Source organism: Nonomuraea sp. NPDC005650 (assembly GCF_040605375.1).
Classification (GTDB): Bacteria; Actinomycetota; Actinomycetes; order Streptosporangiales; family Streptosporangiaceae; genus Nonomuraea.
Window position 1 is genome coordinate 419094 of record NZ_JBEXCR010000004.1, and the last position, 11806, is coordinate 430899.

At 73.5% G+C, this 11806-nt stretch carries 6 protein-coding genes and 1 pseudogene; 2 read left to right on the plus strand and 5 right to left on the minus strand.

Annotation, left to right across the window (positions count from 1 at the left end; translation table 11 throughout):
* Nucleotides 1-136 precede the first annotated feature (136 nt).
* The 4 genes from ABZS69_RS09710 to ABZS69_RS09725 all read right to left on the minus strand — a co-directional run bounded on the left by ABZS69_RS09710 (nt 137) and on the right by ABZS69_RS09725 (nt 8225).
* Nucleotides 137-1543 carry an alpha/beta hydrolase gene (locus tag ABZS69_RS09710; RefSeq protein WP_355369103.1) on the minus strand — a complete coding sequence of 469 codons (1407 nt, stop codon included), beginning with the start codon at nt 1541-1543 and terminating at the stop codon, nt 137-139.
* A gap of 80 nt (nt 1544-1623) precedes the next feature.
* Complete coding sequence (locus ABZS69_RS09715) at nt 1624-2142, minus strand: hypothetical protein (RefSeq protein ID WP_355369105.1); 519 nt, start codon at nt 2140-2142, stop codon at nt 1624-1626.
* A gap of 1 nt (nt 2143) precedes the next feature.
* Nucleotides 2144-6946: a CHAT domain-containing protein gene (locus ABZS69_RS09720; protein WP_355369107.1), complete on the minus strand. Its 4803-nt coding sequence runs from the start codon at nt 6944-6946 to the stop codon at nt 2144-2146.
* On the minus strand, nt 6936-8225 hold the full coding sequence (locus ABZS69_RS09725; RefSeq protein ID WP_355369109.1) for a hypothetical protein: 1290 nt from the start codon (nt 8223-8225) through the stop codon (nt 6936-6938). The genes ABZS69_RS09720 and ABZS69_RS09725 overlap by 11 nt, the downstream gene beginning before the upstream one ends.
* A gap of 222 nt (nt 8226-8447) precedes the next feature.
* On the opposite strand from ABZS69_RS09725, the gene ABZS69_RS09730 reads away from it, so the two are divergent.
* Together ABZS69_RS09730 and ABZS69_RS09735 are read left to right on the plus strand one after the other, a co-directional pair.
* On the plus strand, nt 8448-10058 hold the full coding sequence (locus ABZS69_RS09730; protein ID WP_355369111.1) for a TIGR02677 family protein: 1611 nt from the start codon (nt 8448-8450) through the stop codon (nt 10056-10058).
* Nucleotides 10055-11263, plus strand: coding sequence for a TIGR02678 family protein (locus tag ABZS69_RS09735; protein WP_355369113.1), 1209 nt, complete (start codon nt 10055-10057; stop codon nt 11261-11263). Before ABZS69_RS09730 ends, ABZS69_RS09735 begins: the two co-directional genes overlap by 4 nt.
* Before the next feature lie 34 nt (nt 11264-11297).
* Here ABZS69_RS09735 and ABZS69_RS09740 read toward each other — a convergent pair.
* Nucleotides 11298-11692 (minus strand): annotated as a pseudogene (locus ABZS69_RS09740) (RNA-guided endonuclease TnpB family protein); the annotation flags it as partial.
* Nucleotides 11693-11806: the final 114 nt, after the last annotated feature.

Consider the following 11806-nt stretch of genomic DNA (forward strand, 5'->3'; position numbering starts at 1 on the left):
GGGCTCCTCGGGAGGGACTTTTCCGGCTACGTCCGCCAATCTCTCCCGGCGCGGCCCACCCGCCCTGCAGGCGCGGCCGTGGTTGACCCGAACGACACCAGTCCCACACCGTGGTGTGGGACTGGTGCCGGCGGATTCAGGCTTTGGCGGTACAGGCGCCGGGGCGCGGCGGGACGACCGTGATCAGGTACCGGTCGACCTGCTTCTCCACGCAGCTCGAACCGCCGTGGTACGCGGTGTGCCCGTCGGCGTCGTTCGTCAGCAGCACGCCCTTCGACAGCTGGGAGGCCAGCGCCCGCGCCAGGCCGTACGGCGTGGCCGGGTCGCGGGTCGTGCCCACCACCAGGATCGGCGGCGAGCCCTGGGCCCGCACCTTCTTGGCGAACCTGGTGCCCTTGACCGGCCAGTACGGGCAGCCCGACTCGGGGTGGTCGAGGCAGTTGATCGCCATGAGCGCCTCGTACCGGTTGTCGTAGCTGCCGTCGGCCCGCCGGCCGTTGTAGTCGTCGGCGAGCAGCAGCAGCTTCGTGCCGTCGCCCTTGAACGCCTCCGTCAGAGCCACCCGGAGCGTCGGCCAGTAGGCCACCGAGTAGAGGGCGTTCATGACGCCGGTCCGCGCGACGGCCTCGCTGACCTGGCGGCCGTCGTAGACGTTGCGCAGCGGCGCCCGGTCGGCCCGCTTGTACAGCGCGTCCAGCTTCTTCCACGCCGCGCTGATGGAGTGCTTCCCGAACGGGCAGTCCTTGGCCTTGAAGCAGTCGCGCAGGAACGACTCGGTCGCCACCTGGAAGCCCTTGGCCTGCGAGCGGGCGAACTCGGCGCCGGTCTGGACCGGGTTCTCGGCGCCGTCGAGCACCATGGCGCGGATCCTCGTGGGGAACAGGTCGGCGTACCTGGCGCCGAGGTAGGTGCCGTACGACCAGCCGAGGTACGTCAGCCGCCGCTCGCCCATCGCGGCCCGCATCACGTCCATGTCCCTGGCGGCCTCGCCGGTGCCGACGTGCGCGAGGAGCTGCTTGCCCGCGTTCTTCGCGCAGGCCCCGGCGAACGCCTTGGCCCACTGCTTGGCCTGTTTGACCTCGGTGCGGTTGTCGGGCGTCGGGTCGGTGGCGAAGAGCGCGTCGAGGCCGAGCGTGCCGAGGCAGCGTACGGGCGCCGACGCGCCCACGCCGCGCGGATCGAAGCTGACCACGTCGAAGCGCTGCCGGAGGGCAGGGGAGACCATGGCCTTGCTCGCCTTCAACGAATCGACGCCGGACATTCCCGGGCCGCCGAAGTTGAGCACGATCGACCCGATCTTCTTTCCGGTCGCGCGCAGCCGGATCATACTGATCTTGATCTGCCTGCCGCCGGGCTTCGAATAGTCGAGCGGGACCCGCAATTTCCCGCATTCATATCCGTTGCCGCAGGAGGACCAGGCCACCCGCTGACCGTAATAAGCGTCGAGCCCGCCGGGCCCGGCCGCCCGCGCCGGTCCGGACAGACCGGCCGCGGCGATCAAGCCTGCGATGGCGGGCGAAATGATGGTGATTAGATGTCGCATGAATAAAACGTGAATGTGAAAGCTTGCGGCGGCCTTTAAACGCGCTGGCATAGATCGTCTGCAAGCGCCCGTCCAGCCGGTCAGGGATTGCCGCCCTGTCCCGGGCGGAGGAACTGCATCACCCATTCCAGCAGGGCGTTCACCCCCTTGCCGCCACCCCCGACGCTCACCTTGAGGTCGAGCTCGTGGTTCTGCCCCTTCTTGACCTTGCGCAGCGTGATCTGCGGTCGCAGCACCGCGGCCGACGCGGCGATCACCAGGATGTCCGTCGCGACGTCCGACAGCGGCAGGGTCTGCGACCGGCGGACCCGCGCCACGGCGTCGTCGACCGCCGCACGCGTCTCCGGCACGGCCTCCATGATCAGTTCGAGCAGGTCGGAGAGCCGCGCCTCCCGCACCCCTGAGGCCGCGTCCACCCCGGCCTCCTCGGCCGTGCCCACTCCGGCCTCCTCGGCCGTGTCCACCAGGAAGGCCCGGTCGCGCGCCACCCGGTCCGCGACCTCCTCCTCGGTGATCGCCGGCTCCTCGGTGTCGAACCGGCTGACCAGCTGCTGCAGCACCTGGGCGAGCTGAGCCTCGCTGAGTCCCTCGAATGTCATCTCATACTCCCGTCAGTTTGAACGCCGCCCAGTGATACAGATGCCTCCAGGCCTCAGGCCCGTCTGCACGCCACATGTCACGCTGCGCCGCGGCGAAGGCGAGCGACTTGTCCTGCCCGTCGACGAGCCAGCGGGTGTAGAAGGTCTCCAGCAGCCGGGTCGACGACTCCAGGTCCACGTCCCACATCGGGGCCAGGACGCTGTCGGCCCCGCTCAGCAGGGCCGCCCTGGTCGGGCCCCAGATGTCGTCGCTCATGGAGGTGACGACCCGGCCCACCGAGCAGGCCTGGAAGGTGAGGTGCGCGGCGGAGAGATGCCCGGACAGCAGCGCGGAGCCGGACAGCACGCCGCCGGACAGCGCCAGCCCCGAGTCCATCACCTCGGCGCCCTCCCGGTGGGAGCCGTGGGCCAGGGTGTGGAGCAGGTCGACGCGCGTGGCCGTGGACAGCGCCTCCTCCGGGGTGGCGTCGCGCCCGAACACCCCCTCCGCGTGGGTGGCCGCCCGGTCCAGCACCGCGGTGATCCGCCGGTGGCAGGCCAGGAACGTCTCGTGCTCCTCCTCGCCGCGCGGCGCCGTGAGCATCGCGGCCGGCCCGGTGCCCGCCGGTCGCCGGGCCGCGCGCCGGAACAGGTCCTCGGCCACGCCGAGGCTGGGCACGTACGACCAGGCGGGGCAGCGCCCCGTCTCCCACACCAGGGGCAGGACCAGCGCGTGGATGGGGATGTTGTGCCAGGCGCGGTGGGGCGCGACCAGGACGAGCGGGGCGTCGCGCAGCAGCGGAGCGAGCGGGTGCAGGTGCCAGCCCAGCGACCGCACGGGCTCGATCAGCCGTTCGTCCAGGTCGTAGGGGTGGGCGGGGTCGATGCGGCCGTACAGGCCCGTGCCCGAGAAGCCCGCCTGGAGCGCCAGCACGGCCCGGTTGAGCGCGCGGGCCGAGATGGGCAGCCGCATGGTGAGGCTGCGCTCGGGCGTGAGGCAGGTCAGGTAGGTGTGCTCGGCGGTGAGGTAGAACGACAGCAGCGCGGCGCCCTCGGGCAGGCGGCGGCGCAGGTCGCCGGTGTGACCCTCGGGGAAGGCCTCGGTGATGACGGAAGGCCCGGTGTCCCGGCTGAAGCGGGCCCGCCTGCCGCGCTTGACCGTCCACCGGCGCTCGCGCGCGGGTGGCGCGGGCGGGCGCCGGACCAGCCGCGAGGTCCGCAGCAGCAGCTCGTCGAACTCCTCGGCCGGATACGCGAGCGGCTGGTAGACCACGCTGCCGTCGGGATAGGTCTGCAGCCCGCTGAGCAGTTCGCGGCGGAACCACCTGCTCTTGGCGCTCTCCACCGCCGAGAAGCAGAGCCGGTGGAACGTCCTGGTCTCCTCGGTGTCCCCGGAGGCGGTCACCATCCGGTGGCAGAGCTCGTTCAGCCGGGCGGGCACGTCGATCGCCATCCAGCCGGCGTGCGACTCGCCGGGAGCGGGGACGGCGACCCGGCGCTTCTCGGCCGTGAGCTGGAGGCCGAGCGCGCGGATCGCCTGGCTCATCGCCCCGCTGAAGGCGCCCAGCTCGGTCAGCCTGTCGGCTCTGAGCACCTCCGCGACGCAGGCGCGGTCCTGCGGCCACTGCGCCTGGCCGCGGGCCGCGTCGGCCAGGCAGGCGTCGTAACGCGCGACCCAGGTCTCGTCACGGTCCGCCAGCTTCCGCAGCGCGGCCAGCCGGAACAGCTGCGCGGTGGCCAGCAGCCGCGCCTGGGTCGCCAGGTCCGGGCCGGCTATCAGGCGGTCGAGCCGCTCGACCGCGTCGGCGTGCTCTCCCAGCAGGTCGTGGACGCGCGGGCGATACACCTGGACCGCGAGCCGGGCCCACCGGCTGGTCTCCTCCGGCTCGTCCCGCACGAGCCGCTCCGCCGCCTCCAGGTGGAGCCGCGCGGCGGCCACGAGGCGGGCGGCCCGCTCGTCGAGCCCGTCGTGGTAGAGCCCCTCCGGCTCGTGGTCGGCGAGGAGGCTCATGCTGGTGGTGACGTAGTCGAGGTGCAGGTTGCGCTCGGTGACGGACAGCTGGCGGATCTCGCGCTCGACGGGGTGGGCCGGCGCGTCGGCGGGGATGTCGAGCGCCCGGTCGTAGCGCCGCAGGGCCTCGTCGAGCAGGCCCTGCCCCTCGTACGCGATCGCGGCGTTACGCAGCATCTCCCGCTGGACGGTCGGCAGCTCGAAGCGGCCGGCCAGCGCCGCGCAGCGGTCGGCCACCCACGCGCACAGATCGGGGTGGCCGTTGTCCAGGAGGGCGTTCAGCACGGTGTCCCCGCAGTGCACGCTCGCCAGGACCTGTTCGACGGAGGCGGGCGTGACCAGCCTGATGTGCAGGGAGAAGGCGTGGAAGGCGTCGATGAGCCGGCCCTCCTCGACCGCTGTGAGCGCGTCCCTGCCGTAGTTGCCCGCGTACCACTGCTGGGTCCACTCCCGGGCCTCGTCCTTCGTGGTGGTCAGGTCGTCGTCGGGCGGCCAGTCGCGGAACTCGCCGACGCTCCACGGCTCGCTGTCGTCCGCGCGGTACTGGACGCTGTGCGCGAGCCCGTTGCCCGGCGAGACCCACTGGTAGGTGAGCCCTCCGTGCCGGTACGTGGTGGCCATGGTGAGCACCAGCCGCCCGAACTCCGACGGCGTGAGCGCGGCCGGTCCCTCGGCAGGCAGCGAGTCCGGGACCGTGATCCGGTCGTGCAGCGGCAGCGGGCTGTCGTTGATCCAGCTCGTCGCGTCCGCGCCGTTCTCGTACAGCATGGTGTGGAACAGCTCGAACAGCGCCTCCGGGTCCTGGGCGGTCCGCAGCCAGTGGCCGGGACGCGACGTGACCACGCCGAGCCGGCGCAGGCCCCCCGCGAAGTGGCCGGAGATGACGAAGGCCGCCAGGTCCGCCCACTCGACCTGGTACGGCCCGCGCAGCTCCGGCGGATGCCGCGTGTACGTCAGCACCTCGGCGGCCAGCGCGTCGAGATCGGGCGGATCGCCGTCCGGCAGCGGGTAACCGGTGGCGAGGTAGCCGCCGTCCCCGTCGGCCTTCGACAGGATCAGCAGATCGCCGTCCGCCTCCACCTGGTCCCACGTGTCCAGGAAGAACCCGGCCTCGGGCCGCTCACCGGCCGCCGGGAGCACCAGGGGAGCGCCGGGCGCGGAGACGACCACGAGATACCTGGTCCGGCCCGCGTGCCGGCCGCTGATCACGACGGCCGTCCGGTCGTCGCCGGGAACGGCGGCGGGCACGTGCATGCGTACGCCCGTCTCGTGCAGCCGGATCCGCGCGGCCAGCCGGGTCAGCTCGGGCACGGTGGTGCCGGTCGCGGTGCCGGTCGCGGTGCCGGTCGCGGTGCCGGTCGCGGTGCCGGTCGCGGTGCCGGTCGCGGTGCCGGTCGCGGTGCCGGTCGGGGCGGCGCCGGTCGCGCGTACCGCCTCGGCGGCCCCGGCCAGGTCGCCCTCCGCGCCGAACGCCTCGTAACGCGCGAAAAGGGTCCAGGCGAGCCAGGCCCGCGCGTTGTCGCGGTCGGGCCCGGTGGCGGTGAGGGCGGCCACCCGCTCATGGACCTCGACCGCGTGGTCGTGGTCCGCTCGATCCGCGCCCGAGTCCACGAGCAGGCGCAGGTCGGTCGCGAGGTTGGCGAGGAAGAGCGGATGGTCGCGGTGCTCCTGCGGGGTCTCGGCGAGCGCCTGTTCGTGCAGGTCGACGGCTCTGAGCAGGGCAGCGCGGTCGTCCTCGTGCATATGGCGCAGCCGTAACGTGAGGGCGAAGTTGTTGAGCATGCGGGGCGTGCCGCCGTCGGGCCTGACGGCGAGCGCCCGCTCCTGCGCCTCGACGGAGCGGGCCAGGTCGGCGGGATCGCGCCCGGCCATGTAGCGCAGCCGCAGGGCGTTGCCGAGGTTGGCCAGGAAGAGGGGATCGTCCGCGCGGGCCGCCAGCGCCTCCTCGTGCAGCTCGATCGCCTGGTCGAGGTCGGCGCGATCGTGGGCGAGGCCGTATCTGTCCTGGTGGGCGGTGCCGAGATTGCTCACGTAGTCGGCTCGGTGGCGGTGGCCGGGGCCCGCGGCCTCCAGCGCCCGGCCCAGGACCCGCAGCGAACGCTCGGCGTCGGCGGGATCGCCGGTGCTCTCGTAACGCCGGCGCAGGGCCTGCCCCACGCCGGTGAGGTAGTGCGGGCGGTTGACGTGGCCGCGGCCACCGGCGTCGGCCGCGCGCTGCCAGGCGGCGATCGCCTCGTCCAGCGCCCGCGGATCCCGCGTGCGGGCGTGCCTGCGTTCGAGGAGCCGCGCCAGGTCGCGCAGGAGGTCGGGCCGCCACTCGTGGGAGCGCGGCAGCAGGCTCGCCGCCTCGGCCAGCAGGGACTCGGCCCGGTCCAGGTCCGCCGGACCCCTCGGGACATCCATGAGGATCGTGGCGAGGACGGCGCGGGCCTCGGCGTCGTCCAGGGCCGCTTCCGCGGTGTCCCGCGCCCGGTCCAGGTCGGCGTCCGCGCCCTCGGCCTGATAGCGCAGGTAAAGGGTGGAGGCCAGCTCCCGCCGCGCGCGTACGTCGCCGTCCTGGGCCCGCTCCAGCGCCGCCACCGCCCGGTCGAGGTCGCCGGGGTCGTGGGTGACCCGCGCGGCGCGCTCGCGCCAGGCGACGCCCACGTTGCGTAACCTCTTGGCGTCGCGGGCCAGGTCGAGGAGCCTGCCGGCCACGAACGCCGCCGGTTCGGGTTCGCCCTCCGCCAGCCGGACGGCGTCGTCGAGCGCGTCGGGGTCGCCCTTCCTGACCACGCGGGACATCAGGCGATCGAGCCTCGGGTCATCCGGCACGCGTCCACCTCCACCTGCGCCGCCCGCGCCGCTCCCGGGGCGCCTCCGGTCGTCGAGGGGCTTCGGGCGGGCGGGGATCGCCGCTGAGGGCGGCGACGGCCTCCGCCACGTCGGCGTGCAACGGCTCGCCTTCCGGCACCGCGTCGAGGACCTTCCGGTACCAGCCCAGCGCGGCCTCCCGGTCGGCCTCGTCCCCGTCGCGGTCGAAGCGGCCGTGCGGCAGGTCGCCCAGGCGGGCCCACACCATCGGCCGGTACGGGTTGTCCGCGGCGGCGCCCGCCAGCGCGGCCGTCAGCGCCCGCTCGGCCTCGGCCGTCGCCGCCGGGTCCCCGGTGCGGTCGAAGTCCAGCCTGAGCGCGGCGGACAGCGAGAGGGCGTGCAGCGGCGCAACCTGGTGAGCGGGATCGGTGGTGCGGGCCGCCTCCCGGCCGGTCTCGACGGCCTCCGCCAGGACGGCGGGCTCGTGCCCGAGCTCGTAGCGGCTCAGCAGGGCGAGCACGAGGTTGTGCAGGCAGCCGGGCCGGGCGGGGCCGGCCTCGCCGCAGGCCCGCACCGCGTCGCGGTTGGCCGTCTCGGAGGCCGTCAGGTCGGCCTCGTCGCCGTCGCGGTTGTAACGTTCCCAGAGGAACATGCCGAGCCTCGACAGCAGGACGGCGCGGCCCGGCCAGTCGTCCGGCCCGGCCGCGGCGGCCCGGTCGGCCGCCTCGATCGCGGCGTCCAGCGCGCCGTCGTCGCCGGAGCCGTGGAGCGCGTGGTGGACGATCGCCAGGGCCGACAGCACCGGCGCGCTTCCCGGATGGCGGCCGGGCAGCATGGCGTCGGCCACGCGTAACGGCAGGACCAGGGCCGGCGCCAGGCCGCGGCCGGCGGCCGACTCGGCCACCCGCGCGATCTCCTCGGCCGGCAGCTCGACGAGGCTGAGCCGGTCCGCGTCGTCCGTCTGCCCGGCGAGGTGGCTCCAGACCACCTCGGGGACGAGGGACCTGTCCGACCGGAACGGCCGGATGAACAGGACGAGGGCGGCCTCGTCGTGGACCGTGTCCGAGGGCGGGACGGTCAGGTGCCGCTTCCAGTGCAGCCGGCCGGCCGTGGCGAGCGCGGCGTCGTCCCACGCGTCGTCCAGGCCCGCCGAGGTGCGCTCGCGCACCGCGTCGATCAGAAGGGCGGCCTCTTCGGTGGCGGCGTCGGAGAAGAGGCCGGAGGGGTCGCCGGTGTCCTCGAAGGCGGTCAGCCGTGACCGGAGGGAGTCGAGGACATGATCGAGCCTGGGTTCGCCCATGCGCCGCCCTTCACAAGGTAATCGCATGGTAGCGCTCGGGCGCCGAATCGCGCCGATTCCGCGTCAGGCGCGGGGACGTGTCGTACCGAACTCCGCCATCCCGACTCCCGTCCCCATGCCAGCGCCGTACCCTCGTGATCTGCGCGCAAACCGCGGCCGCGCCGTGGTGGCTTCCCGCTACGGTTGCGCGCGTGGGAATCGTGCGGCGAGGGGAGCGGGCCGATGGCTGAGCCGCCACGGGTGCCGCCGGAGATGTTCCGGTTCACCGCCACCGACCGGTCAGACCTGAACACCGCGGTCCTCTACGCCTTCGGCGAGGCCAACGAGCGGCTGGAGACGGCGCTCACCGTGGACGCGGTGCGGGAGCGGTTGCGGGCGGTGGGCTGGTACGCGCCGGTCGGCGAGCAGGAGCTGACCACGACGCTCAAGCAGCTCGCGCTGTGGGGGCTGCTCGACGTCATCTTCAACCACGCCGGCAGCTTCGCCACCGCCGAGGAGTACGAGCGCAAGAACCTGCGGTATTCGCTGACCAGGCGGGGCGAGGCGGCCTTCGCCGGCGTGCAGCACGCGATGGCGATGCTGGCCTCGGCCGGCGCGCTGCAGACCGCGGTGCTCGACGCGATCGCCGACCGGCTGGGGGAGCTGGAGTCGCTGCTGCGCGATCCGGATCCCGGGCGCAACCGGCGGATCTTCGCGAGCCTGCGGGAGCTCGAAGGCCACCTCGACGGGCTGCGCGACAACACCAGGCAGTTCAACGGCGAGCTGCAGCGGCTGCTGCGCGTCGAGGGGACCGACCTCACCACGTTCCACGAGGTCAAGGGGGCCACAGTGGCCTACCTGCAGGAGTTCGTGACCCAGCTGGAGCAGCGCGGCGACGCCGTCGCCGCCGCCTTGCACGAGGTGGCCGGGCACGGGGTCGGCGTGCTGCACGCCCGGGCGCTCGACGGGGCCGACCTGCCGAAGGTGCCGGGCGCGGATCACGCCACGCCGTGGCTGGCGGCCAGGGCGGCCAAGTGGGAGAGCCTGTGCCTCTGGTTCGCGCCCGGCGAGGAAAACCCGGAGAGCGGTGGGGCGCCGCGGGTCCGCCGGCTCCACGACGTGGCGCGGCGGGCCATCGTGTCGCTGCTGCAGGTGCTCGACCGGATCACCGACTCCCGCCGCCGCTCCTCCAGCGCCGCCGCCGACTTCCGTACGCTGGCCCGCTGGTTCGCGGGCGCGCCGAGCGAGGACGACGCGCACCGGCTGTGGGACGCGGCGTTCGGGCTGGGGCCCGCCCGGCACGCGCACCTGGGGCACGCGGACGCGGAGCTGATCCCGGCCGGGGTGCCCTGGCAGGAGGCCGAGCCCGTGGAGGTGTCGGCGCTGCTGCGCTCGCGGGGGCGCACCGAGCGGATGGGACGCACGGGCAAGGTGCGCGACGTCGTCGCCCTGCGGGCCGAGCGCAGGGAGCTGGCCGGGAAGGAACGGGCCGAGCTGGAGGACGCCTGGTCGGCGCTGGCCACCACCGGGGCGACGCGGCTGTCGCAGCTGGGGGAGCTCGAGCACGACACGTTCGGGCGCCTGCTCGACCTGCTCGGCAGGGCCCTGGCCGAGCCGCCCGACTCGACCGGGTTCCGGCGGGCCGTGACCTCCGACGGGCGGGTGGAGATCGTGCTGCGAGCGCCGGACGACGGGGCGGTGGCGGTGCTGCGTACCTCGGAGGGCTGGTTCCGGGGCCCCGACTACCTCGTCGACGTGCGCGCGCTGGGGCTCGGCCGGGAACGGGAGGGCGCCCGCGGGAGGGCGCCCGACGAGCGCGGACTCGGCTACCGCGAGCAGGCGGCGGGCGCATGAGCAGCCTGGCCAACCAGCTCGTCAGGGCCGAGAAGGAGGAGATCGCGCGGGCGATCAGGACCCTGCTCGGCAGGCCGCTGGTGTCCCTGCACGACGACGCCGCCGCCTTCGACCTGATCAGGAAGCGGCGGCAGCCGCTGATCCAGTGGTTCGACTACTTCTGCGGTTGGCGGCTGGTCGTGGAGCCGCGCCAGGGGTACGCCCGCCTGGTCAAGGTCAGATCCGAGGCGAGCGCCACCCGGCCCGCCCGGCGCCGCCGCACCACGAGGGCCCCGTTCGACCGCCGCCGCTACACGCTGCTCTGCCTCTGCGCGGCCGAGCTGCTCACCTCGCCGGTCACCACGATCGGCATGCTCGCCCAGCGCGTCGTCCAGGCCGCCGCCGTGGAGGCGGGGGTGCCCGCGTTCGACCCGGTCAGAGGGGAGGAACGGGCCGCGTTCGTGGACGCGCTGAAACAGCTGGAGCACTACGGCGCGATCACGGCCATGGACGGCGCGACCGACTCCTACCTCGGCGACGAGCACGCCAAGGTGCTCTACCGCGTCGACACCACCCGCGTGATCAGGCTCCTCGCCGCCCCGGCGCCCCCCTCCCGCATCGCCGCCGAGGGCGACGGCCCGATGGAGCAGGTGCTCGGCACGCTCACCACCGAGGCCCGGTACGGCGGCGACGAGCCGACCGAGACCCAGCGCAACCTGTGGGCCAGGCACTCCCTCCTCCGCCGCCTCCTCGACGAGCCCGTCGTCTACCGCGACGAGCTGACCCCCGAGCAGTCGGCCTACGCCGCCTCGCTCACCGGCCGCCAGATCATCCGCCGCGCGGCGGAGGAGGCCGGGTTCGTGCTGGAGGAACGGGCCGAGGGCTTCCTGCTCATCGACACCGACGCCACCGCCACGGACGCCAAGTTCCCCGACGACGGCAGCCACGCCAAGGTGGCCGCCCTGCTCATGCTCGACCTGCTCGTCTCCTCCGGCCCCGTCAGGGCCGCCCGGCTCGACGCCGAGGCCGCCGAGCTGCTGCGCCGCTTCCCGCAGTGGGCCAAGGCGTACCAGTCCGACGGCGGCGGGCCGCGGCTGGCCGCCGACGCGCTGGAGGTGCTCGATCTGTTCGGGCTGGCCCGCCGCACGGGTGACCGGGTCGCCGCCCTGCCTGCCGCGGCCCGCTACCGGGTCGACCGCGGCATGGCCGTCCAGGAGGATTCTTGACATCCTCCCCCTCGTAAAAGAGGGGGATTCCAACCGTCGCCGGTCGGCCTTCCTGCTTCACTGCCGGTCGCCCGCCCGAGAGGACTCTCGTTGAGGTCTTACACCAGCTCCACAGGCGTTTCAGCTCTCCGCCAGCCCGGCGGCGAGCATGTTGTTGGCCGCGTTCACGTCTCGGTCGTGGACCGTCCCGCAGACGCAGGTCCACTCCCGGACGTTGAGCGGCAGCGCCTCTTGCAGGGCACCGCACGCAGAACACAGCTTGCTGGACGGGAACCAGCGGTCCACCGCCACCAGCGTGCGCCCGTACCAGACTGCTTTGTACTCCAACATCGACCGCCACTCCCGCCAGGACGCATCCGAGATGGCGCGGGCCAGCGCGCGGTTCTTGACCATGTTGCGGACGGTGAGATCCTCGATCACGACCGTTTGGATGCCCCTATGTTCGTCAAGTGGTCAGGCTGGGTCGGGAGCGTGGTCGGCTGTTGCTGCTTTGATCAAGGAGTAGACCTCGCGGGCGACGTAGCGTTTGAGGCAGCGGATGAC